Origin of the sequence: Marinobacter arenosus, assembly GCF_019264345.1 — a bacterium.
In the GTDB taxonomy this organism is placed as follows: domain Bacteria; phylum Pseudomonadota; class Gammaproteobacteria; order Pseudomonadales; family Oleiphilaceae; genus Marinobacter; species Marinobacter arenosus.
The window spans coordinates 57,244-82,523 of the sequence record NZ_JAHVAO010000002.1; the positions used below are offsets into that span (position 1 = coordinate 57,244).

At 60.8% G+C, this 25,280-nt stretch carries 24 protein-coding genes; 18 read left to right on the forward strand and 6 right to left on the reverse strand.

The window, feature by feature from the left end; all coding sequences use genetic code 11:
- Positions 1 to 48: 48 nt before the first annotated feature.
- Positions 49 to 1,305 (forward strand): HDOD domain-containing protein, encoded by a 1,257-nt coding sequence (locus tag KXD86_RS14640; RefSeq protein ID WP_218636898.1) that lies wholly within the window; start codon positions 49 to 51, stop codon positions 1,303 to 1,305.
- 51 nt (positions 1,306 to 1,356) lie between these two features.
- Positions 1,357 to 1,935, forward strand: a complete 579-nt coding sequence (locus tag KXD86_RS14645; RefSeq protein WP_218636899.1) for an LON peptidase substrate-binding domain-containing protein — start codon at positions 1,357 to 1,359, stop codon at positions 1,933 to 1,935.
- Here the strand turns inward: KXD86_RS14645 and KXD86_RS14650 are convergent.
- Genes KXD86_RS14650 through KXD86_RS14660 form a run of 3 tightly spaced genes read right to left on the reverse strand, consistent with a single transcriptional unit; the run spans position 1,932 to position 5,388 of the window.
- Positions 1,932 to 3,380, reverse strand: a complete 1,449-nt coding sequence (locus tag KXD86_RS14650; RefSeq protein ID WP_218636900.1) for a VTT domain-containing protein — start codon at positions 3,378 to 3,380, stop codon at positions 1,932 to 1,934. The two genes, KXD86_RS14645 and KXD86_RS14650, sit on opposite strands and share 4 nt — an antisense overlap.
- Positions 3,377 to 4,375 carry a GGDEF domain-containing protein gene (locus KXD86_RS14655; protein ID WP_218636901.1) on the reverse strand — a complete coding sequence of 333 codons (999 nt, stop codon included), beginning with the start codon at positions 4,373 to 4,375 and terminating at the stop codon, positions 3,377 to 3,379. The genes KXD86_RS14650 and KXD86_RS14655 overlap by 4 nt, the downstream gene beginning before the upstream one ends.
- Complete coding sequence (locus KXD86_RS14660; RefSeq protein ID WP_218636902.1) at positions 4,372 to 5,388, reverse strand: GGDEF domain-containing protein; 1,017 nt, start codon at positions 5,386 to 5,388, stop codon at positions 4,372 to 4,374. Before KXD86_RS14660 ends, KXD86_RS14655 begins: the two co-directional genes overlap by 4 nt.
- Before the next feature lie 141 nt (positions 5,389 to 5,529).
- Here KXD86_RS14660 and KXD86_RS14665 point away from each other — a divergent pair, with 141 nt between their 5' ends.
- The 10 genes from KXD86_RS14665 (at position 5,530) to lipB (ending at position 14,564) form a co-directional block, all read left to right on the forward strand.
- Positions 5,530 to 6,783: a glutamate-5-semialdehyde dehydrogenase gene (locus KXD86_RS14665; RefSeq protein ID WP_218636903.1), complete on the forward strand. Its 1,254-nt coding sequence runs from the start codon at positions 5,530 to 5,532 to the stop codon at positions 6,781 to 6,783.
- 5 nt (positions 6,784 to 6,788) lie between these two features.
- Positions 6,789 to 7,439: a nicotinate-nucleotide adenylyltransferase gene (gene nadD / locus KXD86_RS14670; protein ID WP_218636904.1), complete on the forward strand. Its 651-nt coding sequence runs from the start codon at positions 6,789 to 6,791 to the stop codon at positions 7,437 to 7,439.
- 70 nt (positions 7,440 to 7,509) lie between these two features.
- A complete protein-coding gene (gene rsfS / locus KXD86_RS14675) occupies positions 7,510 to 7,860 on the forward strand; it encodes a ribosome silencing factor (protein ID WP_218636905.1) in 351 nt (116 codons plus the stop codon).
- A gap of 2 nt (positions 7,861 to 7,862) precedes the next feature.
- On the forward strand, positions 7,863 to 8,333 hold the full coding sequence (gene rlmH, locus KXD86_RS14680; RefSeq protein WP_218636906.1) for a 23S rRNA (pseudouridine(1915)-N(3))-methyltransferase RlmH: 471 nt from the start codon (positions 7,863 to 7,865) through the stop codon (positions 8,331 to 8,333).
- A 9-nt stretch (positions 8,334 to 8,342) separates the two neighbouring features.
- Positions 8,343 to 10,238: a penicillin-binding protein 2 gene (gene mrdA, locus KXD86_RS14685; RefSeq protein WP_218636907.1), complete on the forward strand. Its 1,896-nt coding sequence runs from the start codon at positions 8,343 to 8,345 to the stop codon at positions 10,236 to 10,238.
- Positions 10,238 to 11,380, forward strand: coding sequence for a rod shape-determining protein RodA (rodA, locus tag KXD86_RS14690; protein WP_218636908.1), 1,143 nt, complete (start codon positions 10,238 to 10,240; stop codon positions 11,378 to 11,380). The genes mrdA and rodA overlap by 1 nt, the downstream gene beginning before the upstream one ends.
- Positions 11,381 to 11,506: 126 nt before the next feature.
- Positions 11,507 to 12,400 carry a septal ring lytic transglycosylase RlpA family protein gene (locus tag KXD86_RS14695; protein ID WP_218636909.1) on the forward strand — a complete coding sequence of 298 codons (894 nt, stop codon included), beginning with the start codon at positions 11,507 to 11,509 and terminating at the stop codon, positions 12,398 to 12,400.
- Between the two features lie 46 nt (positions 12,401 to 12,446).
- A complete protein-coding gene (locus KXD86_RS14700) occupies positions 12,447 to 13,610 on the forward strand; it encodes a D-alanyl-D-alanine carboxypeptidase family protein (protein ID WP_218636910.1) in 1,164 nt (387 codons plus the stop codon).
- Positions 13,611 to 13,650: 40 nt separating this feature from the next.
- Complete coding sequence (locus tag KXD86_RS14705; protein WP_218636911.1) at positions 13,651 to 13,920, forward strand: HP0495 family protein; 270 nt, start codon at positions 13,651 to 13,653, stop codon at positions 13,918 to 13,920.
- A gap of 5 nt (positions 13,921 to 13,925) precedes the next feature.
- Positions 13,926 to 14,564, forward strand: a complete 639-nt coding sequence (lipB, locus tag KXD86_RS14710; protein ID WP_218636912.1) for a lipoyl(octanoyl) transferase LipB — start codon at positions 13,926 to 13,928, stop codon at positions 14,562 to 14,564.
- A 3-nt stretch (positions 14,565 to 14,567) separates the two neighbouring features.
- Here the strand turns inward: lipB and KXD86_RS14715 are convergent, their stop codons facing one another.
- On the reverse strand, positions 14,568 to 15,659 hold the full coding sequence (locus KXD86_RS14715; RefSeq protein ID WP_218636913.1) for a GGDEF domain-containing protein: 1,092 nt from the start codon (positions 15,657 to 15,659) through the stop codon (positions 14,568 to 14,570).
- Between the two features lie 250 nt (positions 15,660 to 15,909).
- Here KXD86_RS14715 and KXD86_RS14720 point away from each other — a divergent pair, with 250 nt between their 5' ends.
- On the forward strand, positions 15,910 to 17,340 hold the full coding sequence (locus KXD86_RS14720; RefSeq protein ID WP_218636914.1) for an ABC1 kinase family protein: 1,431 nt from the start codon (positions 15,910 to 15,912) through the stop codon (positions 17,338 to 17,340).
- Here KXD86_RS14720 and KXD86_RS14725 read toward each other — a convergent pair.
- A complete protein-coding gene (locus tag KXD86_RS14725) occupies positions 17,295 to 17,723 on the reverse strand; it encodes a YqaA family protein (protein WP_218636915.1) in 429 nt (142 codons plus the stop codon). The genes KXD86_RS14720 and KXD86_RS14725 overlap by 46 nt on opposite strands.
- 59 nt (positions 17,724 to 17,782) lie before the next feature.
- Between KXD86_RS14725 and KXD86_RS14730 the strand changes: the two genes are divergently transcribed.
- Both KXD86_RS14730 and KXD86_RS14735 read left to right on the forward strand, forming a co-directional pair.
- The gene (locus KXD86_RS14730; RefSeq protein WP_218636916.1) at positions 17,783 to 19,909 is read left to right on the forward strand and encodes a methyl-accepting chemotaxis protein; all 2,127 of its coding nucleotides are present in this window, start codon (positions 17,783 to 17,785) and stop codon (positions 19,907 to 19,909) included.
- 136 nt (positions 19,910 to 20,045) lie between these two features.
- Positions 20,046 to 20,300: a GrxA family glutaredoxin gene (locus KXD86_RS14735; RefSeq protein ID WP_218636917.1), complete on the forward strand. Its 255-nt coding sequence runs from the start codon at positions 20,046 to 20,048 to the stop codon at positions 20,298 to 20,300.
- An 89-nt stretch (positions 20,301 to 20,389) separates the two neighbouring features.
- Here KXD86_RS14735 and KXD86_RS14740 read toward each other — a convergent pair whose 3' ends face one another.
- Positions 20,390 to 21,652: a 6-phosphofructokinase gene (locus tag KXD86_RS14740; RefSeq protein WP_218636918.1), complete on the reverse strand. Its 1,263-nt coding sequence runs from the start codon at positions 21,650 to 21,652 to the stop codon at positions 20,390 to 20,392.
- Between the two features lie 156 nt (positions 21,653 to 21,808).
- On the opposite strand from KXD86_RS14740, the gene mpl reads away from it, so the two are divergent.
- The 3 genes from mpl to KXD86_RS14755 all read left to right on the forward strand — a co-directional run bounded on the left by mpl (position 21,809) and on the right by KXD86_RS14755 (position 25,156).
- Positions 21,809 to 23,203: a UDP-N-acetylmuramate:L-alanyl-gamma-D-glutamyl-meso-diaminopimelate ligase gene (gene mpl, locus KXD86_RS14745; RefSeq protein ID WP_218636919.1), complete on the forward strand. Its 1,395-nt coding sequence runs from the start codon at positions 21,809 to 21,811 to the stop codon at positions 23,201 to 23,203.
- Between the two features lie 37 nt (positions 23,204 to 23,240).
- The gene (locus KXD86_RS14750) at positions 23,241 to 23,894 is read left to right on the forward strand and encodes a flavin prenyltransferase UbiX (RefSeq protein WP_218636920.1); all 654 of its coding nucleotides are present in this window, start codon (positions 23,241 to 23,243) and stop codon (positions 23,892 to 23,894) included.
- A 122-nt stretch (positions 23,895 to 24,016) separates the two neighbouring features.
- Positions 24,017 to 25,156, forward strand: coding sequence for an acyl-CoA dehydrogenase family protein (locus KXD86_RS14755; RefSeq protein ID WP_218636921.1), 1,140 nt, complete (start codon positions 24,017 to 24,019; stop codon positions 25,154 to 25,156).
- The last annotated feature ends 124 nt before the right edge of the window (positions 25,157 to 25,280 follow it).

The window sequence follows — 25,280 nt, forward strand, 5'->3', positions numbered from 1 at the left end:
AGGGAGCACAAATCGTCTCTGGATTTGCCTCACACAAGGAGTTTGCCTATGGCTGGCCGGGACAGCCTGCCACTTCGCCGCCTCAAAGAATTTCAGCCGTTAAACCGGCTCAGTGATGATCAACTGGTGCTGCTGGCGAGCCGCGCCGAGCGCCGGACCTACGGTGCCGGCCAGCGCGTGGTGGAGCGTGGGGTCAGGGACGGGCTCGATTTCTTCCTGATCGCGGGCCTGGTCGAGCTCGAATCCATTGATGGTCGCAAGTCCCTGATCGAGGCTGAGACTGAAAAAGCGCTCAACCCCATTGCCAGGCTTCAGCCTCGAATGTACGAGGTAACGGCTGTGCGACCCTGCGAGTTCCTCGCGGTTGAGCAGGACATCCTGAACCAGTTGCTGCGATCGGCCCCGGTCGATCAGGTGGGCATGGAGTCGGGCGAAGGGTTTGGTGGCGGAGACGGCGAGGAGCATGAGCTCTTGATGGAGTTCTACTCCGAACTGCGCTCCAATCAGGTCAAGTTGCCCAGTGTTCCGGATGTGGCCTGGAAGGTTCGTCGGGCCGTGGATCGTGAGGATTCCACCGCCGAGCAGGTGGCCAGTGCCGTTTCCGCCGATCCGGCCATGGCGGTCAAACTGGTGCGGGCATGCAACAGTCCGCTATACCGTGGTTTCAGTGACGTCCGCAACGTTCGAGAGGCGGTGGTTCGGCTGGGCATGCGAACCACCCGGCAGTTGGTGACGGTGTTCTCCATGCGGGAAGTGTTCAAGAGCCGACAGCCTGCGTTGCAGAAAGAGATGGAGAATCTGTGGCGTCACTCCCGGGAGGTGGCGGCGTTGTGCTGGGTGCTTGCGGATCATGCCACCCGGCTGAACCCCGAGGAGGCTATGCTAGCCGGCCTGTTACACGATATTGGTGTCGTGCCGGTGCTGGTTCAGGCGGAGCACCACCCCAGTCTGTTCTCGGATCCGGACAACCTGCGCCACGCGATCCGAGAGCTTCGTGCGGACGTCGGTACGGCCGTACTGGAAAGCTGGGAGTTTCCGCCCTCGTTCGTCGAGGCGGTTCGTCACGCTGAGGAATGGCATCACGAATGCCGTGAATCCGAGCCGCAACTGACCGATGTGGTGATTGTGGCGCAATTGCATTCGATGATCGGTTCGCACCAGAATGCCGAGTTGCCTCCGTTCGATCAGGTACCGGCCTATCGCCGGTTGGGAGAGCTGGAGCTGAACGCCTCGCGCAGCCTCCAGCTGTTGACCGAGGCTCGTGCCAGGGTTGACGACGTACAGCAGTTGCTTTCTATTCGATGACCCGAAGGGTCTGATTTTTTTGGGGTTCGCCAAGCGGTGACTAGTGTTGATATGAATGTACCTCTCTTCCCCCTGAATTCCATCGTTCTCCCCCGGGGGAGGATACCCCTGCAGCTGTTTGAGCCGCGTTACATAGATATGCTCACCCGTTGCCTCAAGGAAGATCGCGGATTTGTCGTGGTCCTCTTGCGCGATGGCGCGGAAATAGGTCCGACCGCGTCGTTTTACGACATCGGCACCTACGTCCGGATCATCGATTTTCAGCAGCTGGATAACGGCTTGCTTGGCATCACGGTGGAAGGGACGTCAAAAGTGACCGTGGTCCGCAGTTGGCAGCAGGAAGACGGGCTCAACGTCGGCGATGTCGAGGTTCTGCTGGACGAGGCTGACAGAGAAGTGCCAGAACGGTTCAGTGAGCTGCCCTCGGTTCTCCGGGCACTGTTCAAGCACCCGGTGGTTCGTGACCTGGATATGGACGTGGACTACCGGGACGCCCGCCACGTGGGCTGGCGCCTGACGGAGCTGTTGCCCCTCGACAAGCAGGAAAAGCAGCGGCTGGTTGAACTCCAGGATCCGCTGGAACGGCTCAGCCGGTTGCAGGAACTGCTGGAAGCCCTGGAAGAAGGCTAGAGCGGCCGGAAATCCGCCTGTGCTTCCGGCCAGGCCAGGGCAACGTAGGCGATCGTGAACCCCAGCCAGAGCACGCCCGCCACCGCCATGGAAACATCGGGCGCCAGATGAATGCGGTCGTGCCGACTGTAGCTTGCCCGTATCGCCCCGGTAATGGCCAGCCCCAGCAGAATCCCTCCAATCACATCGGTAAACCAGTGCAAGCCGAGGTAAAGTCGACTCAGCGCGACCGGCAGCAGCGGCAGGGACAGCAGCACGTACGATTGCCAGCGACTGTGGCTACGGCTTTCCCCGGCAACGAAACTGGCGGCGAGGGTAACGAAGACGGTGATCCCGGCACTGTGGCCGCTGGGAAAGGCGCCCGAGGAGGGGGGGCTGAGTACCGCGTCCGGCCGTGCGATGCCCAGGGTGAACTTCAACAGCCAGACCAGGAAAAAGGTGAGTGCTGCTGCGATCACGATGTGAATGGCCGCGGCGTAGTAGCCCCGAAAGCTCAGGGCGAGGGTGGCGAGAATGGCGGCGGCGAGCAGCACTGGCGGGTCTCCCAACAGAGTCGCGAGAATCGCCGGTCCGTCAAGTAGCGGTTGTCGGAGCTGCTCGAACCAGGCGAATGCCAGTTGGTTAAACGTGTCCAGGCTGTCGGTCTGGGTCGCGAGCTGCCCCCAGAGTAGCAGCAGCCCGGACGCGCCCAACGCCAGCATCAGGGAAGCCAGTGGAAATTCCCCGCCCCGGTCTGGCCGGTGATTGGTATACAGTCGCCAGAAGCGGTGAGTGGCGTCGTAGCTCGCCATGCGACGCTCGAGCCAGGTATAGAAACGGCTGCCCTCGCCAAGTCCGAGCTGGAACTGGATCAGTATGAGATATACCGCCAGCATCACCACCAGACTGACGCCGACGACCGCGTAGAAGTGCGCTGGTGGCTGAATCTCGCTGGCCAGTGCGCTTCCGACCAGGAACCCCGGCAGAATATACACCGGCGCCCAGCCAACGGCCGAGGCGATATTGAAGGCGAGGAATCGTTGCCAGGGCATCCACAAGGCGCCGGCAATCAATGGGATGATGGGGCGGACGGGGCCGACGAAGCGACCGATGACCACACTCTTGCCGCCATGTTGGCGGAAGAAGGACGTGCCCTTGGCGATCAGCGCAGGGTAACGGCTAAGCGGCCACACGGAATCCAGGCGGCCCTGGAGTTTCCGGCCGAGAGCGAAGCTGAGCGTGTCGCCGGCGATCGCGCCCAGGCCGGCCCAGATGAGCGCCTCCGCCAGTGGCATGCCGGTTTTCCCGGCCAGCGCTGCGAACGCAAAGAGAATCGCGACCCCGGGCACCACAATGCCTGCCAGTGCGAGGGACTCTATGAAAGCGGTGCAGAACAGGGCGAAGGCCAGCCAGCCGGGGTGCAAGCTGAGCCAGGCCGACAGATTCTGCAGCCAGTCCCCGCTCATGCCGTGATGGTCTCTCCAGCACTGAACCAGACCGAGTCGGCGCCGCGCCGACGGGCTTCTTCCATGGCCTCGTGGGCCCGTTTGCGAAGCCCGTCCGTGCGGGTGTCACCACTGCCCCGGGTCGTGCAGCCGAGGCTGACCGTGGCCTTGCCAACAACCGGCCACTGGTGTTCGGCAATGGTCCGACGGATGCGTTCGGCGATGACCCGCACCCCTTCTTCCGGCGTGAACGGCAGGATCAGGAAGAATTCCGACTCGTTCAGGGTGTAGAGCGTGTCGCCGGCGCGGATCACCCCGAACAGGTGCTCGGTCATGTCGCGAAACAGGTTCTGTACGCCGGCTTTGCCATAGAGGTCCTCGGCTTCGTCCGCGTAGTCGATGCTCAGATCAATGACCGACAGCGGGTGACCGGTGGCGATGGCCCGGCTGATTTCCTTCTGCAGGGTCTCGTCCAGAAAACGGGCGTTGTGGGCGCCGGTAACCGAATCCGTGATTGCCAGATCCTCTGCGGACTGGGCCATGTGATCGTAATGCCAGATATACAGCGAGGCCGCAGTGAGCAGTATGAAGAGGCCCGCGATCACGGTCAGGGCATCCGCGGGTGGCTGCTGGAACAGGATGATCGCAGAGGTCGGTAGTAACAGCAGCACCGACAGGGCAACGGCCTGCCTGAGAGGCAGGATGAGCAGGTTGAGGATCAGCATCGGCATGGCCCAGTGGACGATGCCCGGGCTATCGAGTGTGAGGAGGGCGGCGAGCAGGCCGCTGTTCAGGCCGGCCAGGATGATCAGGTGGCCCGGGGCCGATAGCTGGTGCCGGCGGCAAATAAAGGTGTAGGCAACCCCGCCCAGGGTCAGCACGGCCATACCGGTGGCGAGGTAGAACAGTTCATAGAACCCGTAGCGAAGGTTCTGCATGGCCAGCGTAAAAATGAACAGCGTCGCCAGGCTGTAGCCAATGCTGTGGGTCAGGGTACGCAGGCGCGTTTCGGTCATGATGCTGGTCCTTCGGCCGAGGAGGTGCCCGAGTTCCCGGACTGGGCCCAGGCGCTGTAGGCCTGAGTTCGGTTGCCACCTTGTTGCTGGGCCCGGCGCAGGGCGTTGGCAGCACTCTGTTGCAGACTGTCCGCGTCGTCGCCGATGTTGAGCCCCGCGATGCCGGTGCTCACGGTCAGCGCCAGCCCGTGTGACTCCAGCAGGGTGCCGAGGCCCTTGCGGATGATCTCGGAGCGATTGATCGCGTCACTGGTTGAAATGCCGGGCAGGATGACCAGAAACTGCAGGTCGGCAACCCGGTAATAGGTATCGAAATCCCGGATCTGGCTGTGCAGGTATCGGCCAATCCGCGGCAGGATGGACCGAATATCCTCGTCCGGATCATGGTCGCTCAAGTGAGTGTCGAGGCCGATCATGATGATGGACATGTCGGTTCCCTCGCGCTCGCTGCGTTGAATTTCCTTGTGCAGATCCGCTGACAGGTATTCCCGGCTGGCGGCCTGCGTCAGTTCATCGGTGCGACGTAACGGCGCCAGCTGGCGGGTCTTGTACTCGCGCAGGAACACCAGCAAGCCCGAGAGCAGGGTGGTGAGCATGAACGCGCTGATCATCTGGTGGCGGTCGGCCAGGCCGGTTGCCAGCGGGATTGCCAGCCCTGCCAGTGCCATAAAGACCACGCTGATGATAATGGCCAGGGGAGGTTTGGTCAGGGCAAAGGCCAGCAGGGGAATTGCGTAGAACCAGTGGCTGAGTGACCAGGGGCCGGTCCAGAAACTGGTCAGCAGAAGCAGTAGGAGAACCACGAAAAACAGCTGTTGCATCTGGGGCCAGGGGCGTTGCTGGCGATTGGCGTGAAAGGTGCGTCCGCAGATCACGATGCCGGCACCTGCGGCAGCGGTGGCGGACGTCAGGGGCTCTCCCAGCAGGGCGCAGAGTGCGGCGATGGCGATCAGGGCAGCGACGCCGGCCCGTGACAGTCTGCTTAACAGAAATTTCTCGGCCAGTTGGGCCATGGTGTCCTTCCTTTTCCGAAACTCCCTAAGTATGTGGCATACCGCAGCGCTATAATATCTGTTTGGGGTGCGTACTTGAAACGGGAAAGGTAAAGTTAGCTGGTATTAATGAATTCTGCTTGAAAACACGAAGGTAAATGGATGGATATTGCAGCTTACATGGCTGACGTTGGAGTACAGGCCCGCGCGGCGGCAACGCACGTGGCGCGCTCAACCACGGCCGTGCGCAATCAGGCGCTGCTGGCAACGGCCCGGGCATTGGATGAGGCCCGCGACGAACTGGCTACGGCCAACAGCAGGGACCTCGAAAACGGCCGCCAGAACGGACTGGACGTGGCCATGCTGGATCGGCTGGAGCTCACGCCGCAGCGTATCGATACGATGATTGAGGGCCTTCGCCAGGTGGCGTCGCTGCCGGATCCCATTGGCGCAATTACCGACATGACCTACCGCCCCTCGGGCATTCAGGTTGGCAAGATGCGGGTGCCCCTGGGCGTGATTGGCATCATCTACGAATCCCGTCCGAATGTGACCGTGGAGGCGGCGAGCCTGTGTCTGAAATCGGGCAACGCGACCATCCTCCGCGGGGGCTCCGAATCCATTCATTCGAACCAGGCCATTGCGCGGTGCCTGGCCCAGGGCCTGTCCGAAGCCGGCCTGCCGGAGACCGCCGTTCAAGTGATCAACACCACGGATCGGGCTGCAGTCGGTGAGCTGATCACCATGCCGAAATACGTCGATGTGATCGTGCCCCGTGGTGGCAAAGGGTTGATCGAGCGCGTCAGCCGGGATGCTCGTGTCCCCGTGATCAAACACCTCGATGGCGTCTGCCATGTCTACATCGACAGCCACGCCGATCCGGAGAAGGCGTTGAACGTTGCGGTGAATGCCAAGACCCAGCGTTACGGTACCTGCAACACCATGGAAACCCTGCTGGTGGATTGCGAGATCGCCGAGGATATGCTGCCACTGCTGGCCTCTGCTTTCTCGGACCGGGGAGTGGAGTTGCGTGGGTGCGACCAGACCCGGGCAATCATCGATGCCGGTGAAGCGACAGAGGCCGACTGGGAGGCCGAATACCTGGGCCCGATTCTGGCACTTCGCGTGGTTGATGGCCTGGACGGTGCCATCGAGCACATCAACCGCTACAGCTCCCAGCATACCGACAGCATCATCACCGAGAATTTCACCCGGGCCCGGCGGTTCATCACCGAAGTGGACTCGAGTTCGGTCATGGTCAACACCTCGACCCGTTTCGCGGACGGTTTCGAGTATGGCCTGGGCGCGGAAATCGGCATCTCCACCGACAAGATTCACGCCCGAGGACCGGTTGGCTTGGAAGGGCTCACGTCCCAGAAGTATGTGGTATTCGGCGACGGCCACATTCGGACCTGATGCCAATGCACGTGATTTACGGCGGCACCTTCGATCCGATCCATCACGGCCACCTTCGGCTGGCGCTGGAACTGAGTGACCGGCTGAGTGTGGATCAGGTCAATCTGGTGCCCTGTCACATACCGCCCCATCGAGGCGATACTGGCGCGACGTCCGAGCAGCGATGGAAACTGTTGGAGTTGGCCGTGGCCGGGGAGCCTCAGCTTCGGGTGGATGACCGCGAACTCCGGCGGGCAGGGGCGTCCTACACCGCGGATACCCTGAGGCAGCTGCGTCAGGAGCTCGGCCCCGACGAGCCGCTTGCCATGGTGGTGGGTACGGATGCCTTTGCCGGTTTCGATCGCTGGCAGCAGTGGCAGCAGATTCCCGACCTCGCCCACATCGTTGTGGTCCGTCGGCCCGGCCCCGGGCTGGATCCGGACGGTGAGCCGGCGCGCATGCTGGCGAAGCGCGCGGTACGGGACGTCAGGTTGCTGCACAACCAGCCAGGCGGCCTGATGCTGGAGCTGGATCCGCCGCTTCTGGATATCTCGGCCACCGGCATCCGGGAACGGATTGGTGACGGCCGGTCTCCCCGTTATCTGGTTCCGGATTCGGTGTGGCAGGAGATTCGTCGCCAGGGGCTCTATGGTGCGTGCCCCGGCGGGAACTTTTAGTGCTACAATCGCGTCTGAATATGACTTTTCGGGCGGCCATATCGGTCGACGCCCGTCCTACAGGGTGATTATGCAGGCAGAACAACTGAAAGATCTGGTAGTTAACGCGCTTGAAGATGTGAAAGCACAGGACATCAGCGTCATTGATGTCCGTGACCGTACCAGTGTCACCGACTTCATGGTTCTGGCATCCGGAACGTCCAACCGTCATGTGAAGTCACTTGCCGACTCCGTCGTGTCCGAAGCCAAGGATGAGGGCGTACGCGCCAGCAACGTTGAGGGCGGTACCGCCAGCGACTGGATCCTGGTAGACCTCGGCGACGTGGTTGTACACGTCATGATGCCCGCCACCCGGGAATTCTACGATCTGGAGCGCTTCTGGCGGGATGCCCCGGATCTTGGTGTTGCAGGCAGCGAATAATCATGCGGTTACGTCTGATCTGCGTGGGGCAGAAGATGCCCGACTGGGTCAGTGCGGGGTATAACGATTACGCACGCCGGATGCCGCCAGAGCTGCCCCTGGAGCTGGTCGAGATTCCCATGGCACACCGGGGCAAGAATCCGGATATTCCCAGACTGATGCAACGCGAGAGTGAAGCCCTGCTTGCTGCTGCCGGCTCGAAAGACCGGGTCATAGCGCTGGAAGTGGGCGGTCGGCCGTGGTCGACCGAGAAACTCGCCAGCCAGTTGGAGAACTGGCAGCAGGATGGTCGCGACGTCAGTTTCTTTGTCGGCGGTCCAGACGGTTTGGCTGAGGGCTGTCGTCAGCGGGCGGACCAGCAGTGGTCCCTGTCGCCGCTGACCCTGCCTCATCCGCTGGTTCGTATTGTGCTGGCCGAGCAGCTTTACCGGGCCTGGTCGATCACCCGAAACCACCCATACCACCGGGCTTAGGAAAACGTCATGCCGTGGGGTGAATTCAAGGACACTGCTGCCGAGCGCCGATTGTTCCAGAGCCGGGCCATGGTGATGCTGGTCTTCGTTGTGATATTGATCGGCGGACTGCTCGTGCGCATGTATCAGCTCCAGGTTATCGAGCATGAGGTCTACACCACCCTTTCGGACAAGAACCGCGTCCAGGTACAGTCCGTGCCGCCTCCCCGGGGCCTCGTCTACGACCGCAACCGAATTCTGCTGGCCGAAAATCGCCCCGTGTTCAGCGTCACGCTGGTGCCTGAGCGGGTCGACGGCATGGATCAGACCCTGTCCCAGCTTGGCGGCATTCTCGACGTCTCGGAAGAGGACCTGGAACGCTTCGAGCGTCGTTTGCAGGAGCCGAGGCGGCCATTCCAGGAAATCCCCCTTCGCTACGACCTCAACGAACAGGAAATGGCGCGGCTCGCCGTCCACCGGCATGAGTTGCCCGGCGTCGAGGTGAAGGCTGAACTGGTCCGGTACTACCCCCACAGTGAACTGACGGCCCACGCGCTCGGCTTTGTCGGCCGTATCAACCGGGATGAGCTACAGCGCATTGATCCGGTCAACTACGCGGGTACCAACTACATTGGTAAATCCGGCATCGAACGCTTCTATGAAGATCTGTTGCACGGTGAGGTCGGTTACCAGCACGTGGAGACCAACGCCCGGGGCCGGACCCTGCGGGTGCTGGAGCGGGAAAATCCGATTCCCGGGGAAGACCTTCAACTGCACCTCGATCTCCGGCTTCAGAAGCGGGCGCACGAGCTGCTGGACGGGCGGCGCGGGGCCATCGTCGCCATTGAGCCGGCGACCGGCGGGATTCTCGCGCTGGCGAGCGTCCCCGGGTTCGATGCCAACAAGTTCGTGACCGGCATCAGCGTCAAGGATTACCGCGAGCTGAGTGAGAGCCGTGACAAGCCATTGTTCAACCGGGCCCTTCGCGGCCAGTACCCGCCCGGTTCCACCATGAAGCCGATGCTGGCGATTGCCGCCCTGGACAGTGGCGCGACCACTCGTGATTACACCATCTGGGACCCGGGCTACTTCCGGCTTAACGACTCGGGCCGCCGTTATCGGGACTGGAAGCGGGGCGGTCACGGCTGGGTTGACCTGATGGACGCCATGGCCGAGTCCTGTGATGTCTACTTCTACGAAATTGCCGTGAAGATGGGCGTGGATACCATGTATAGCTATCTCTCCCGCTTCGGGTTCGGCGAGGACGCCGCTCTTGACGTGTCTGGCGCCCTCAGTGGATTGCTGCCATCGAGGGAATGGAAGCGCGCCATGCGCAGTGAGCCCTGGTACCCGGGGGATTCGGTGAACCTTGGGATTGGCCAGGGCTTCATGCTGGCAACGCCGCTCCAGCTGGCGACGGCGACCTCGCTGATTGCCAATCGCGGGACCTGGGCGGAACCCCGGTTGTTGAAGGAAATCGAGGGCGATACACCGGTCTCGGATTACCTGCCTGACGGTACCCATGAGCCGCTGAAGCTCAAGAACCCGGGGGACTGGGAGTACGTCGTCGGGACCATGGCCGAGGTCATGCACGGTCGGCGGGGGACGGCACGCCGCGCGGGTGACGATGCGCCCTACCGCATGGCGGGCAAGACGGGTACCGCCCAGGTGTTCAGCCTCGCTGAAGACGAGGAGTACGATGCGGAGGAAATCCGGGAGCGGCTTCGCGACCACGCCTTGTTCATCGGTTTCGCCCCGGTTGATAACCCCAAGATTGCGGTCGCGGTGATCGTCGAGAATGGCGGTGGCGGCAGCAGTACCGCGGCTCCGGTCGCCCGTGACCTGTTTGATGCCTGGCTGCTCGAATTCCCCGCCAGTGAAGACGGAGCGCTGGTGGGCAGTGTGGACGCCGGAGGGGAAGAGTAATGGCGCTGAATGATTTTGTGGATTCGACAGCGGCCAATCCCCTCGGTCGTCCCCGGGGCATCTGGTCCGCCTTACACCTGGATCCCATCCTGCTGTTTCTTTTGCTGATTCTGGTTTCTGGCGGCCTCTTCGTCCTGTACAGCGGGGCGGATCGGAACATTGACGTGGTCAAGGCACAGGGCATCCGGCTTGGCGTGGCCTTTGTGGTGATGCTGGTGTTTGCCCAGCTCGATCCATCCGTGTTCCGGCGCTGGGCGCCGTGGCTCTATGGTGCGGGCATTGCTGCCCTGTTGGCGGTACTGCTGGTTGGTGTGGGCGCCAAGGGGGCCCAGCGTTGGCTGGCGATTCCCGGGCTGCCGCGTTTCCAGCCCTCAGAGTTGATGAAGCTGGTGGTCCCGATGATGGCGGCCTGGTATCTGTCGCGTCATTTCCTGCCACCCCGTTTCCGCCATGTGATGGTTGGGCTCGCTATTGTGCTGGTGCCCATGATGATGATTATTCAGCAGCCGGACCTGGGAACCTCGCTGCTGGTCGGCATGGCGGGGATTTTTGTGGTCTTCTTCGCCGGCATCAGTTGGAAGCTGATCAGCGCCTTTGTGGCGCTGGTGTCGGTGTCGGCGCCCATGATGTGGTTTTTTGTCATGCGCGACTACCAGAAACAGCGGGTCCTGACGCTTCTTGATCCTCAGAGCGATCCGCTGGGGGCAGGCTGGAACATTATTCAGTCCAAGACCGCCATCGGCTCGGGTGGCCTTGAAGGGAAAGGGTGGCTGCAGGGAACCCAGTCCCATCTGGAGTTCCTGCCCGAAAGCCATACCGATTTCATTGTGGCGGTGCTGGCGGAAGAGTTTGGCTTCGTCGGCATGTTGGCGCTCATGACCGTGTACTTCCTGATTATCCTGCGCTGCCTGTACATTGCGGTGACGGCCCAGGATTCGTTCAGTCGCTTGCTGGCGGGTGCCCTGACCATGACGTTCTTCATCTACATCTTCGTGAATGTCGGCATGGTCAGCGGATTGCTGCCGGTGGTTGGTGTGCCTCTGCCGCTGATCAGTTATGGTGGCACCTCCGGTGTGACGCTGATGGCCGCTTTTGGCGTGCTGATGTCCATCCACACCCATCGCCGAATGATCAGCGCCTGACGCCCGCCCGCGAAAGGTGGAAAGTGGGTAATGGTGAATCCCGGTTATAACCCGTTACAATAAAGACATGGTCGCCAAAGCTTACCAGTGAATCCGGCGGCCGTCTTTCAAGAGGAATTCCGGACAGTGAACTTCAAGCCCTCGCTCTCATGGATATTGGCGGTGACCGCCGCGCTGGTGCTCGGCGGCTGTGCCTCCGCGCCGGAAACCGACCATTCCTCCCGCTACACAATTTCCCAGGATCGGGCACCTGCCGGGGATTTTGACGCCTCGGGGCTGTCCGATGCCCGGCCCGTGTACGAGAAACCCAGGCGGGCGGGGAACAAGTCCCCCTACACAGTGTGGGGCAAGCGGTATAGTGTGATGGGCAGTAATGAGGGCTACGTGGCGCGTGGCACTGCCAGTTGGTATGGCGAGAAGTTCCACGGTCACAAAACATCAAATGGCGAGACCTTCGACATGTACACGATGTCTGCCGCCCACAAATCTCTGCGGATACCCGGCTATGCGCGGGTAACCAACCTGGACAACGGACGTTCGGTCATCGTGAGGGTCAATGACCGGGGGCCCTTCCATGGTGATCGCCTGATCGATCTGTCCTACGCCGCGGCCAAGAAACTTGGCTATCAGTCCCGGGGTACCGCCCGGGTCGAAGTGGCGGCCATCACCGTCAAGCCGGACGGGTCCATGTTCCTGGCCGGCAAGCCGTTCGTGCCGGGTGAAACGGTCAGCTATCCTGAAAGCCGCGTAGCGGCTAGTGGGCAGATGGGGTCGGGCAACGAGGCACTGTTCGTCCAGCTTGGGTCTTTCAGTAGCCGTGATCCGGCGGAAGCGTTGCTCGGCCGGGCCCGGGCCGTGCTTGAGAACCCCATGCGCGTCCGGGCTATCGACACCGCATCCGGTCGTTTTCATCGGGTACAGGTTGGCCCGTTCACCGATGAGAGCAGTGCCCGACGAACCCAGAGCCTGCTTGAGGCAAGGGGATTTTCCCAGTCAATTCTGTTGACCGACTCGCATTGAATACCAATTAAAAAAGACACACACCTAACGACGAATGAATGAACCCATGGCCTTAAAATCCTTGTTTCGCTCCTTTTCGATCATTGTTGTCCTGGCCCTGACGCTGGTAGGCAAAACCACCGCGCAGTCAGTGCTGATACCTTCGCCGCCGCAGATCGCCGGCACCTCCTACGTGCTGATGGATCCGAAGAGCGGACGAATCATCATGGAGGAGAACAGTCACGAACGCCTTCCGCCGGCGAGCCTGACCAAAATGATGACGGCCTATATCGTCGAGCGCGAGCTGGATGAGGGGCGCATCGCCATGTCCGACATGGTGCCGATCAGCGTTCGCGCCTGGAAAACCGAGGGCTCACGCACGTTCGTCCGGGAAGGTACCAGTGTACCGGTCGAGACCTTGCTGAAAGGGGTGATCATCCAGTCCGGCAATGACGCGTCGGTGGCGCTGGCTGAGTTTGTGGCGGGGAGCGAAGGCGCCTTTGTCGACATCATGAATCAGCAGGCGCAGATACTGGGCATGAAGGACACCAACTTCGAGAACGCCACCGGCCTGCCATCGCCTGAACACCGTTCCACGGCGTATGACCTCGCGATCCTGGCTCGGGCAATCATCAACGATTACCCGGATAATTACCCGATCTACGCCGAAAAGCACTTTACCTACAACAACATCCGGCAGCCGAACCGAAACAGCCTGTTGTGGCGTGACGACAGCGTGGACGGTCTGAAAACGGGCCACACCGAAGAGGCAGGATACTGCCTGGTGGCGTCGGCCAAGCGCAACGATACCCGGTTCATTGCCGTCGTGATGGGAACCAGCAGCTCCGAATCGCGCTCCCAGGAAGTGCAGAAGATGCTGAACTATGGCTTCCGCTACTATGAGAGTGAGCGCCTGTTCAGGACGGGCCAGGAGCTGATGGAAGCCCGGGTCTGGGGTGGACAGTCTGACCAGCTGTCCGTCGGCCTGACCGAGGATGTCTACGTCACCATTCCCAGAGGCTCCCGCAATGATCTGGAATCCACGGTAGACCTTGATTCCGTCATAAAAGCGCCCATTAAAGTGGGAGACGAGCTGGGTCGGGTCAAAGTGACCCTGAACGGGGACGTGCTGGTGGATCAGCCGGTACTGGCGCTGACAGAGGTGCCCGAGGGTGGATTCTTCAAGCGTATCTGGGATGCCATCAAGCTCTTTTTCTTCCAACTGTTCTGAGTAAGGGCGCCTGAGTGAAGTGTCCGGGAGTATTAACGGTATGAGTGAGCCGAAAGCACCAAAAATCGAATTCCCCTGTGACTACGTCATCAAGGTCATCGGCAACTCGGCCCCGGACTTCACCGATTTTGTGGTTGAGGTCGTTGAGCAGCATGCCCCGGGCATCACCGAGGCGGACATCTCGGTCAATGAGAGCAGCAAAGGCAGGTTTTCGTCGGTCCAGCTCACTATCGTGGCCACCGGCGAAGCCCAGCTTAAAGCGCTGTTTGAAGAACTGAAGGCCAGTGGCCGGGTTCACATGGTGTTGTGACCGGAATGACCGATCTGATCGTCCGCTCATTGGGCCAGCAACCGTACACGGAAACCTGGGAAGCGATGAAGTCCTTCACCGCGGAACGGGATGATGCGGTGACCGACGAACTCTGGTGTCTGGAGCATCCCCGGGTTTACACCCAGGGCCAGGCCGGGAAGGCCGAACATATCCTGGCGCCAGGCGATATTCCCGTGATCCAGGTGGATCGGGGAGGCCAGGTTACCTACCACGGGCCGGGACAACTGGTGGTCTACCTGTTGATCGACCTGAGCCGACGCAAATTTGGTGTGCGAGCCCTGGTGGATCAGATCGAGCAGGGGATCGTTCGCACGTTGGCCGAACTGGATATTAATGCCGCCCCGCGACCTGACGCGCCGGGCGTCTATGTTGGTGAGTCCAAGATTGCCTCGTTGGGCCTTCGGGTCCGGCGGGGCTGTTCCTTCCACGGACTTGCCCTGAATGTTGCCATGGACATGGAACCCTTCCGTCGCATCAACCCCTGCGGTTATGCGGGCATGCCCATGAGCCAGGTATCCGACTTCGCCCCGGGCGCGACTGTCAGTGATCTGGAAGCGCGACTGGTCGCGCAACTGGTCGCCGGCCTCGGAGCTTCTGCGGTTGATTACCGGCAGGGCTGGTAAGCGTCAGGCGGCGCTCTCGCCTTCGGCGGCGCAGGCCTGGTCCCGGCCGAGGGTTTTGGCCCGGTACAGGGCCTCGTCCGCGCGCTGCAGCAGGCGGTCGATGGATTCGGAGGCGCGCATGCCGGCCACGCCAATACTGATGGTCGCTTTCACCGCCTTTTGATCCACGGGTACCCCGGACCTGGCAACGGTTTCCCGAATTCGGTTGGCCATCTTCAAGGCTTCGGCTGTTTCGGTCTCTGGCAACAGGGCCAGAAATTCCTCGCCGCCCCAGCGTGCAAGCGTATCGACCTTTCGACATTCGTCCCGCAACGTCCGGGCAACCAGGACGATCAACTCATCGCCAACGTGATGGCCATGGGTGTCGTTCACCGATTTGAACAGGTCAATGTCCATCAACAGGACCGAAAAAGAGCGCGCGCTGCGCAGATAGCGCTGGTATTCAGCCTCAAGTTGCGCCAGGGCTTCTCGGCGATTGGCCAGCCCGGTTAGCGAATCGTGTTTGGCCGCGTACTCGAAATCCGCCGCCAGCTTCAGCAGGCCAAGCTTGCTGCGCCTGCGGCTTTGATCAAGGATGTAACAGGTGACGATCTCGAACCCGAAGGCCGCCAGCATGGTCAGCCGGAAACCAGGACTGTAGGGCGTGCCGAAGATCAGGTCGCCAAGGGGGCTGAACAGAAGCAAGAGGGCAACAAACCCGCCGGCACAGGCCAACACCCCGACACGAGCATCGCTGATGTAAAAAATGATGGGCGGGTAGGCGAACAGCCAGAGAATGGCCGACCCGTCTTCGACGGCATGCACCGCCAGGTAGGTAAACAAGACGGTTATCAGCGTGATGAAGCCCCGACGCTGCAGGACCTTGTTGCCGCTGATCCAGAACACGGCGGTGTTGATGCCGAGCAGCACCGCAATGGTAATGAGCAGGGGCGAGGTGACCGGGTCATCGCGCAAACTGGAGCGCCAGGCGAAGAACAGCAGCAGAGGGATCGCAAAGGCGGTCAGCCAGTTGATCAGAATGGGGACGGGTATTTCGCCCTTGACCCTGAACTGTGACAGCTTCGTGTCCGAGGTTTTCAGTGAACCATGTGTCATTTTCAAGTCTTGTTGTTGTGATGCAGTTCATGGATCCTGTGCAAGCCAATACTAGATCGGTTTTGGGCCGAAAACTGTATAAAAACGTAAACAGGTAATACAGACACCTTTAACGCTCCGGCCAGCCCGGCGCATTGGCTCGACGGCCGCCCAATACGGGTCGATACGGTTAGGTTACGCAGCCACAGTATCCGTATAATGGGCACATCCGCCGGTGACGGTGAAATTCTCGGATCGCGACAGGTCATTCATGTCAGCCAGACGTCCAGGTAAATCGGTCTCCCGCATCAAAACCGGCAGCTTCGAGCGCCGATTGAGTCTCACCCGTGCTGGGCTGTACGCCGGCGGTCGCATGGCTTCGCACATGGCCACCAACTGGTTCAGCAACAAGGAAAAGCGGGAGCAGAAACACCGGGCCATGCTGTCCAGTCAGGCCCGCTTCCTCGTTGATGAGCTGGGCCAACTGAAGGGTAGCGTGGTCAAGATCGGTCAGGTCATGGCGCTCTATGGCGAGCACTTTCTGCCCGAGGAAGTCACGGAGGCGCTGCATACCCTCGAAGACCAGACCACATCCCTGGAATGGTCAGCGATAGAACAGGTTCTGAAAGAAGAACTGGGTGCCGGGCGCCTTTCTGAGCTGGAGGTTGATCCTGAGCCGATTGGCGCGGCGTCACTGGGGCAGGTCCATCGGGCGGTGCGCCGTAGCGACGGCCTGGAGTTAGTGCTGAAAGTCCAGTACCCGGGGGTGGCGGATGCGGTCGACAGCGACCTTAATGCGGTTGCGCAGCTGCTCAAGATCGCCCGGCTGGTCAGTTTCGGCCCGGAATTCAATGACTGGCTGGAAGAAGTCAGGGAGATGATGCACCGGGAGGTGGATTATCGCCTCGAGGCACGCACCACGGAAAAATTCCGCGAGATGCTGGCCTCGGATCCGCGTTTCATCGTCCCGCGGGTGTTACCGGAGTTTTCCACCGCCCACGTGATTGCATCAACCTACGAGCATGGTCACGCGGTCAGTTCCGGGCCCGTGCGGGAGTTGCCGCTGGCACGGCGCACAGCGCTGGGTGAGGCGGCGCTTGAGCTGTTTTTCCGCGAGTTGTTTGTCTGGGGCGAAATCCAGACGGACCCCAATTTCGGGAATTACCGGATCCGGATTGCCGGCGAAGAGGGCGAAGACCGTGGTTATGATCGCATCGTGTTGCTCGACTTCGGCGCGGTTCAATCCTACAGCGACGAGTTTCTGGACCCGGTGCGGCAGATGATCCGTGCCTCCTACGAAAATGATCTGGAAGCGGTCATTGAGGGCGGTGTGAAGCTGCGTTTCATGAGCCGGGATTGGCCTCGTGACGTGCTGGAGACGTTTGGTTCGGTCTGTATGTCTGTGCTGGAACCGCTGTCCAAAGACCAGGACCAGTGGCCGGACCATGCCGTGAACGCCCAAGGCCAGTACCGCTGGAAACAGAGTGATCTGCCTTCCCGGGTGGCCCGCCAGGCGGCCCGATCGGCCATCAGCCGTTATTTTCGGGTGCCGCCGAAGGAATTCGTGTTCCTCAATCGTAAACTCATCGGCGTGTACACCTTTATCGCGGTACTGCACTCGGAGTTCAATGGTGAGCCCCTGCTTCGCAAGTACCTCTACGGTGAGGATGCTTCCGCCACCAGCCACAGCACGAAGGCGTAACGAAGGCCTTTGCCGATTCCCACCAGGATCACAAAGTTGAGCCAGGGAACCCGCATAATACCGCCCACAAGGGTCAGCGCATCGCCGCCCAGCGGTAACCACCCAAGCAGCAGTGACCACTGCCCGTAACGGTTGAACCGGTTACGAGCACGGTGCAACTGGTATTCGCTGATCGGAAACCACTTTTTATCCTTAAAGCGATCGACCTGCCGGCCGATAACCCCATTAACGACGGAGCCAAGCGTATTGCCAAGGGTGGCCCAGAACCACAGCCACCAGTACGACAGTCCCTGCGCCACAAGGGTTCCCAGCAGTATTTCTGAATACGCGGGCAACAGTGTTGCGGCTGCAAAAGCCGTCAGGAACAGTGTCAGGTACGCCAACCGGGTCTCCTTCCATCAAGAATCAGAACGTTGCCTTTCGTCAAACAGGTCGCTCCTCCATGAAACAGCTTTCCCTTCAGTTCAAACTCTATGCCTTGGTGATATCCCTGTTGCTGGTGATGGGCATCAGCATCGTTGTTACCGCCCAGATGTCACTCGGCAGCATGGAAGACCGTCTGACGTCAGAAACCAGGGATACGGTACAGGGTATTGTCATGGACCAGTTGAGCGCAACGGCCGGGAAATACGGCGAGCTGGTCAGTGGTCAGTTTGCCACTGCCTACCGGACGCCGGAGGTGGTTCGGAACGTGATTACCCGCAATATTCAAGCGGACAGTTCCGGGCGAATCAGTCGTCTGGCGCTTCAGGAAACCATCGGTGCGGTCCTCGAGGAGCAGAAGAGCCTCAGTTCCATCTACGCCCAGTTCGAACCGGATGCCTACGACGGCCAGGACCGCTATTTCACCGGAGGCGTCGAAGAGCACAGCAGTGACGAAGGAACCCTGGAAATCTACTATTACCGGGATCCGGACGGCAATGTGGTGTTCAGCCGCACCGAAGACCCCGCCACCAAGTACCTGGAAAAAACCAACGAGTTCGGCATTCGCGAAGCGGAGTGGTATCTCTGCTCCCGTGACACCAGGGCCCCCTGCATCATGGAGCCCTACGAATACGAGATCGAAGAGGGCTACAGCGAACTGATGACCAGTCTGGTCATGCCCATCCTTGACGATGGCGAGTTTGCCGGGGTCGCCGGTACCGACATCAACCTGTCCACACTGCAGAAAACCATCGCCGATGTCAGCCAGAACCTCTTCGGTGGTGAATCCCGGGTGACGCTGCTGAGCGAGCGAGGCCTGATTGCGGCGTCCAGCCATTACCAGGATCACCTTGGCCGGCCATTGCGTGAGGCACTGCCCGAGCTGGCGGACAAGTTTGTCCGGTTGCACACAGCAGAAGGCAGTTTCGATAACGGCGAAATCCTCGCTGTCTCCTATCCGGTCGAGATTGGTCTCGCCAATACCCAATGGTCGCTTTTGATCGAGTTGCCACGGGATATCGCGCTCGCCAGTGTGAACGAGATAACCACCATGCTGTCGGAGCAGGTGGCGGCAACAGCGACCGGCCAGACCGTGGTCGGCGTGGTGGTGGTCGTGCTTGCAACGTTGGTGCTGGTGTTGCTGGTGCGATCGGTTACCCGGCCGCTGAACGAAATCCGGGATCGGATGCAGAACCTGGCCAGCGCCGAAGGGGACCTGACCCGGGAGCTGGATATAGATACTCACGCGGAGCTGATTGACCTCGCAGCTGGCTTCAACACCTTCCTGGGCCGGCTTAGGGGCATGATCAACGACCTCAAGGACGTGAACGCCCGTGTCAGTGATCAGGCCCGGGGCGTTGGCGCCATTGCCCTGGAAACCGACGAGCAGACCTCCCGCCAGCATCAGGACATCGACAGCGTGGTGACCGCCATGAACGAGATGTCGGCGGCCGCGGGCGAGGTTGCCGGCTTTGCCGTGGATGCTGCGGACAACGCTCGCATGGCCCAGGATGGGATCCGGTTTACCCAGGAAACCCTGTTGTCGGCGGTCAACGGCGTCAACGAGGTGTCCGGCGACATGAGTCAGGCGAGCACGGCGATCGGCCACGTTGCCAGTCGCAGCGAGGATATCAACCGCATCCTGGATGTGATTCGGGGCGTAGCCGAGCAGACCAATCTGCTGGCGCTGAACGCGGCCATAGAAGCGGCTCGGGCCGGTGAGCAGGGGCGCGGATTCGCGGTGGTCGCGGATGAAGTCCGGACGCTGGCCTCTCGAACCCGGAAATCCACCGACGAAATCAGTGACATGATTGATGGTCTGAAGGCCGATGTGAACGGTGCGGTCTCGGTCATCGAGAGCGGCGTGGAGCGCGCGTCCAGTGCGGTTGACGGTACTCAGGAAGCGGCCCATTCGCTGGCAACGGTGGTGGATCGGATTGGCACCATCGTTGAACACGTGACGCACGTGGCCACCGCTGCGGAAGAACAGAGTTCGGTCAGTGAGGAGATCAATCGAAACCTGACCCAGATCGGCGATGCCGCGAACGACTTGAGGGAACTGGCCACCCGGGTCAAGGGCAGTGGTACAGCCCTGGATGAACAGGTGCAGGTGCTCGAACGGGAGCTCGGGCGACTGAAAACCTGACGGGCCATCCGGGCATGGACCGGCGCTATGGCGGTGATTCAAAGCATCAATTTTCATTTGCTGACCGCCATGAGATCATTGAGCCCAAGTATCAACCAGTAAAAGACTAAATAACGCCGGTGTTTAGGAGGTCGTTATGGATCAGGTGACTATTTATGGCCGCACAAGCTGTGGCTTCTGTGTTCGAGCCAAGAGCCTCTGTGAAGCCAAGGGGTTGCCCTACAAGTGGGTCGACATGATGGCAGAGGGGTTGAGCAAGGCGGATATCGCCGACAGGATCGGCCGGCCGGTATACACGGTGCCCCAGATTCTGGTGGGCGACCAGTACATCGGTGGTTGTGACGAATTCTTCTCGTTCGTTCGGCAGCAGGAAGCGGCGACGGTCGGCTGATTCGGCTGGCAGCCTTCGCTTCGAGACATAAAAAACGCCCGAGAGCGCAAGCCCTCGGGCGTTTTTTATGGCGAGTGTATTCTCGCGGCTCAGAGGTCGAACGGTGTTTTGAGCTTCTTCTCGACCAACTGGTTCTTCAGTTTCGCGACCCTGGGCAGGCCGTTATCGAACGGCGGGAAGCTTTCCCCGGCGATCAGCGGTTCCAGGTAGTCACGGCAGTCCTGGGTGATGCCAAAGCCGTCGTCGGTGATGTAGTGGATCGGCATTTTCTTCTCCTGGTTCGCCACTTCGCTCAGCGGCGCCTCACCGATTTTCCAGCGATACGGCTTGGCCTGCTCCCTGACAATGGTTGGCATCAGGGCCTGCTTGCCACTGATCGCCATCTCCACGGCCGCCTCGCCGACCGCATAGGCCTGCTTTACGTCGGTCGCTGAGGCAATGTGCCGGGCACTGCGCTGCAGGTAATCGGCAACCGCCCAGTGGTATTTGTGGCCTAGGGCCTGCTTCACCATATTGGCCAGTGCCGGAGCGACACCGCCGAGCTGGGTGTGGCCGAAGGCGTCCTTGGCACCGGCGTCCGCCAGGAATCGACCGTCTTCGTATTGGGCACCTTCTGAGGCAACCACCACGCAATAACCGTATTCCTTCACGCAGTGATCGACCCGTGCCAGGAAGGCTTCGCGATCGAACGGGATCTCCGGGAACAGGATGATGTGCGGAGGCTCGCCTTCGCCCTGACCGGCCAGGCCGCCGGAGGCGGCGATCCAACCCGCATGGCGCCCCATCACTTCAAGAATGAAGACCTTGGTGGAGGTTTCGCACATGGACTTGATGTCCAGACTGGCTTCCAGTGTGGAGGTAGCGATGTACTTGGCGACGGAGCCGAAGCCGGGGCAGCAGTCGGTAAAAGGCAGGTCGTTGTCGACGGTTTTGGGGACACCGATGCAGGTAATGGGGTAGCCCATCTTGTCGGCAATCTGAGATACCTTGTAGGCGGTGTCCTGAGAGTCACCGCCACCGTTGTAGAAGAAGTATCCGATGTCGTGGGCGCGAAAAACTTCAATCAGGCGTTCGTACTCGCGGCGGTTCTCGGAGATGTTCTTGAGCTTGTGACGGCAGGAGCCGAATGCGCCACCGGGAGTGTGGATCAGGGCCTGGATGGCGTCGTCGCTTTCAAGGCTGGTATCAATGAGTTCTTCCCTCAGTGCCCCGATGATGCCGTTACGGCCGGCGAAGACTTTGCCGATTTTGTCCGGATGCTTGCGCGCGGTCTGGATGACCCCGCAGGCACTGGCATTGATAACGGCGGTAACCCCGCCGGATTGAGCGTAGAATGCGTTCTTGATGGCCATCTTGGGCTGGAGCCTCCTGCTGGTTCGACAATGGCGCCGATGATACGCCAATCGACGCGGATTTTCATGAGCAGGATTGCGGATGGCAAGCCTCTTGACGGGCCCGGACGGATACGGGAGGCTTGTCGGGTTTCAATGGGAGAGGGCAGTAGCGGAATGCATATTCATATCCTGGGGATCTGTGGCACCTTTATGGGCAGCCTTGCGGTGTTGGCGCGGGAACTGGGCCATACCGTCACCGGTTCCGACCAGGGCGTCTATCCACCCATGAGTACCCAGCTGGAAGCTCAGGGCATCCAACTCATGGAAGGCTACAGCGCTGACCACCTCGAGCCGGCACCGGATCTGGTGCTGATTGGCAACGCCATGTCACGGGGCAATGAGGAGGTGGAAGCGGTCCTCAACCAGAACATCGATTACATGTCAGGGCCCGAATGGTTGGCCCGGGAAGTGCTGAGGCACCGCTGGGTGCTTGCCGTGGCGGGCACCCACGGCAAAACCACGACCACCTCCATGCTGCTGTGGATTCTGGAGCAGGCCGGGTTTGAGCCGGGTTACCTCGTCGGTGGGGTGCCCAACGACTTCCCGGTGTCGGCGCGACTCGGCAACAGCGATTTCTTTGTTATCGAGGCCGACGAATACGACAGCGCGTTCTTCGACAAGCGCTCGAAGTTCATTCACTACCGACCCCACACCCTGATTCTGAACAACCTGGAATTTGACCACGCCGATATCTTCGACAACGTCGAAGCCATCGAGCGACAGTTCCATCATCTCGTCCGAACCGTGCCTTCCCGGGGGCTGATCATCCGGCCGGCGGTGGATGCGCATCTGGACAATGCCCTGGAGCTGGGTTGCTGGAGCCCGGTCCAGGACACGGCTATCGGTAGCGAAACTCCCCGCACTTCGGACTGGCGGGCCGAGCTGCTATCGGAGGACGGTAGCCGATTCATGGTCATCCACCATGAACAGCCGGTGGCGACACTGAAGTGGTCCCAGACTGGCATGCACAACGTGCGCAATGCCCTGGCTGCGATCGCCGCCGCCCGTCACGTGGGGGTGACGCCGGACCACGCCGTGGCGGCCTTGTGCCGGTTCTCCGGCGTGAAGCGCAGAATGGAACTGTTGGCCGATGTGGGCGGGGTCCGGGTCTACGACGACTTCGCCCATCACCCGACAGCCATCGCGACCACGCTCGAAGGGCTGCGGGCGCAGGTGGGGGACGAACCGATCGTCGCGCTGATTGAACCCCGTTCCAACACCATGAAGCAGGGTGTGCACCAGAAAACATTGCTGCCAAGCGCTGCAGCCGCTGATCGGGTGCTTTGGGCCAACCTCAACGGCATGGCGTGGTTGCCAGAGCTGGTGGCCGACTGGCAGTCCGGTCACGACGATGCCGGCCAGCACAGTGTTGAAGCGTCGGTGGATAGCCTCATCGGCCGGGCGTTGGACGATCTCCCGAGTCCCTGCCACATTGTCATTATGAGCAACGGCGGATTTGGCGGTATCCACGGCAAACTCGTTGCCGCGCTTGAACGTATCCAGAACTGATATTCCAGTGATCGTTTCCTCTACCCAGGGCTGAGCCATGACCGAGCATTCCCAGCAGGCGCGCACCATCAATCTGGCGTTCACCGGCGCGTCCGGTGCCCAGTACGGGCTGCGTCTCCTGCAATGTCTGGTTGCGGCCGGCTGTCGGGTTCATGTCATGATCAGCCGGGCGGCGCAGGTGGTGATAGCCACAGAAACCGATCTGAAACTGCCGGGCACGCCGCCGGGGATGCAGGCAACCCTGACCGAGTGGGCGCAGGCGGATCTGGGGCAGGTGCTGGTGTTCGGCCGGGAAGACTGGTTTGCACCGCCGGCGTCGGGCTCCGGGGAAAAAGCGCCCCTGGTGATCTGCCCCTGCAGCACCGGCACCCTCTCCGCCCTTGCCACGGGCGCCAGCAACAACCTCATCGAGCGGGCCGGTGATGTGGCTCTGAAGGAGCGTCGGCCGTTGATCCTGGTGCCGAGGGAAGCACCGTTTTCCGAGGTTCATCTGGAAAACATGCTGAAGCTGAACCGGATGGGTGCCGTGATCATGCCGGCCAGCCCCGGTTTCTACCACAAGCCGGCATCGGTGCAGGACCTAGTGGATTTTGTGGTGGCCCGTGTGCTGGATCATCTCGATATTCCCCAGGACCTGATGCCTCGCTGGGGCGAGGAACGAGCGCAAGCCAAGCGCAACGCACCAACCTGACCCTGCCCCCGGCGATGGTTTTGGTCAGCGCGATTGATGGTTTTCATCATTGAGCGAACGGGCCTCCCGGCCGAGACTTGGTGGACGATAAACACAACACAGGTCATCCACCGAGGTTCACCATGATTCCACGTACGCTCTTCGACGCAGATCTTGAAGGCTTCCGCGATTCCGTCCGCAAGTTTCTGGAGCAGGAGGCGGCGCCCTATCACGAGCAATGGGAAAAGGACGGCCAGGTCAGCCGCGAACTCTGGCAAAAGGCCGGGGAGCTCGGTTTCCTGTGCCCCACCATGCCGGAGGAGTACGGCGGCGTCGGTGCGGATTTCCGCTACAGTGCCGTGATTATGGAAGAGGTGTCACGGGCGGGTCTGTCGGGCATTGGTTGGGGCCTGCATTCGGACATCGTTGCGCCTTACATCCTGAACTACGGCTCGGAAGAGCAGAAACAGCATTACCTGCCCAAGCTGGTGTCCGGCGAAATGATCACCGCCATTGCCATGACGGAGCCCGGCGCCGGGTCCGATCTTCAGGGTGTGAAAACCACGGCAGTCAAAAACGGTGATCACTATGTCTTGAATGGTTCCAAGACGTTCATCACCAACGGGCAGCTGGCTGACCTGGTGATCGTGGTTGCCAAGACCGACCCGAAAGAGGGGGCCAAGGGCACTAGCTTGCTGCTGGTTGAGAGCGCCTGGGAGGGATTTGAAAAAGGCCAGAACCTGAACAAGGTCGGCATGAAAGCCCAGGATACCTCCGAGCTGTTCTTCCAGGACGTGAAGGTGCCGGTTACCCACCTGTTGGGCTCCATGGAAGGGCAGGGCTTCTTCCAGCTTATGCAGGAACTGCCGGCTGAGCGCCTGCAGGTCGCTCTGTCAGCGGTCGCGGCCGCGGAAGCGGCGTGGCAGTGGACGCTGGATTACGTGAAAGAGCGCAAGGCATTCGGTAAGCCGGTCATCAAGTTCCAGAACACCCGGTTCAAGATGGCGGAAATGAAGGCGGAGATTACCGCGGCCCGCGTCTTTACCGACCGCTGCCTGGAACTTCACCTCGACAAGAAACTGGACATCCCGACGGCGGCCATGCTCAAGCAGCTCACCACCGATCTTCAGTGCAAGGTCATGGATGAGTGTGTTCAGCTCCACGGTGGCTATGGTTACATGTGGGAGTACCCGATCGCCCGTGCCTGGGCGGATTCCCGCGTGCAGCGCATCTATGCCGGCACCAATGAGATCATGAAGGAAATCGTCGCCCGCTCATTCTGAGGAGGCGGGGTCCCGGGGTCGTCAAGCCGCCGGGACCCACATCCTGCTGCGAATGCGTTACCAAAGTTTACAAATTGCCAAACCTATCAAGGTCTAGGCTCTCTACATCCCCTAAAGTAGCGGC

What these genes read in the sequence shown, in the direction of transcription:
- KXD86_RS14640 (WP_218636898.1), top strand. Translation starts at nt 49, where the DNA reads ATGGCTGGCCGGGACAGCCTGCCACTTCGCCGCCTCAAAGAATTTCAG.
- KXD86_RS14645 (WP_218636899.1), top strand. Translation starts at nt 1,357, where the DNA reads ATGAATGTACCTCTCTTCCCCCTGAATTCCATCGTTCTCCCCCGGGGG.
- KXD86_RS14650 (WP_218636900.1), bottom strand. Translation starts at nt 3,380, where the DNA reads ATGAGCGGGGACTGGCTGCAGAATCTGTCGGCCTGGCTCAGCTTGCAC.
- KXD86_RS14655 (WP_218636901.1), bottom strand. Translation starts at nt 4,375, where the DNA reads ATGACCGAAACGCGCCTGCGTACCCTGACCCACAGCATTGGCTACAGC.
- KXD86_RS14660 (WP_218636902.1), bottom strand. Translation starts at nt 5,388, where the DNA reads ATGGCCCAACTGGCCGAGAAATTTCTGTTAAGCAGACTGTCACGGGCC.
- KXD86_RS14665 (WP_218636903.1), top strand. Translation starts at nt 5,530, where the DNA reads ATGGATATTGCAGCTTACATGGCTGACGTTGGAGTACAGGCCCGCGCG.
- nadD (WP_218636904.1), top strand. Translation starts at nt 6,789, where the DNA reads ATGCACGTGATTTACGGCGGCACCTTCGATCCGATCCATCACGGCCAC.
- rsfS (WP_218636905.1), top strand. Translation starts at nt 7,510, where the DNA reads ATGCAGGCAGAACAACTGAAAGATCTGGTAGTTAACGCGCTTGAAGAT.
- rlmH (WP_218636906.1), top strand. Translation starts at nt 7,863, where the DNA reads ATGCGGTTACGTCTGATCTGCGTGGGGCAGAAGATGCCCGACTGGGTC.
- mrdA (WP_218636907.1), top strand. Translation starts at nt 8,343, where the DNA reads ATGCCGTGGGGTGAATTCAAGGACACTGCTGCCGAGCGCCGATTGTTC.
- rodA (WP_218636908.1), top strand. Translation starts at nt 10,238, where the DNA reads ATGGCGCTGAATGATTTTGTGGATTCGACAGCGGCCAATCCCCTCGGT.
- KXD86_RS14700 (WP_218636910.1), top strand. Translation starts at nt 12,447, where the DNA reads ATGGCCTTAAAATCCTTGTTTCGCTCCTTTTCGATCATTGTTGTCCTG.
- KXD86_RS14705 (WP_218636911.1), top strand. Translation starts at nt 13,651, where the DNA reads ATGAGTGAGCCGAAAGCACCAAAAATCGAATTCCCCTGTGACTACGTC.
- lipB (WP_218636912.1), top strand. Translation starts at nt 13,926, where the DNA reads ATGACCGATCTGATCGTCCGCTCATTGGGCCAGCAACCGTACACGGAA.
- KXD86_RS14715 (WP_218636913.1), bottom strand. Translation starts at nt 15,659, where the DNA reads ATGACACATGGTTCACTGAAAACCTCGGACACGAAGCTGTCACAGTTC.
- KXD86_RS14720 (WP_218636914.1), top strand. Translation starts at nt 15,910, where the DNA reads ATGTCAGCCAGACGTCCAGGTAAATCGGTCTCCCGCATCAAAACCGGC.
- KXD86_RS14730 (WP_218636916.1), top strand. Translation starts at nt 17,783, where the DNA reads ATGAAACAGCTTTCCCTTCAGTTCAAACTCTATGCCTTGGTGATATCC.
- KXD86_RS14735 (WP_218636917.1), top strand. Translation starts at nt 20,046, where the DNA reads ATGGATCAGGTGACTATTTATGGCCGCACAAGCTGTGGCTTCTGTGTT.
- KXD86_RS14740 (WP_218636918.1), bottom strand. Translation starts at nt 21,652, where the DNA reads ATGGCCATCAAGAACGCATTCTACGCTCAATCCGGCGGGGTTACCGCC.
- mpl (WP_218636919.1), top strand. Translation starts at nt 21,809, where the DNA reads ATGCATATTCATATCCTGGGGATCTGTGGCACCTTTATGGGCAGCCTT.
- KXD86_RS14750 (WP_218636920.1), top strand. Translation starts at nt 23,241, where the DNA reads ATGACCGAGCATTCCCAGCAGGCGCGCACCATCAATCTGGCGTTCACC.
- KXD86_RS14755 (WP_218636921.1), top strand. Translation starts at nt 24,017, where the DNA reads ATGATTCCACGTACGCTCTTCGACGCAGATCTTGAAGGCTTCCGCGAT.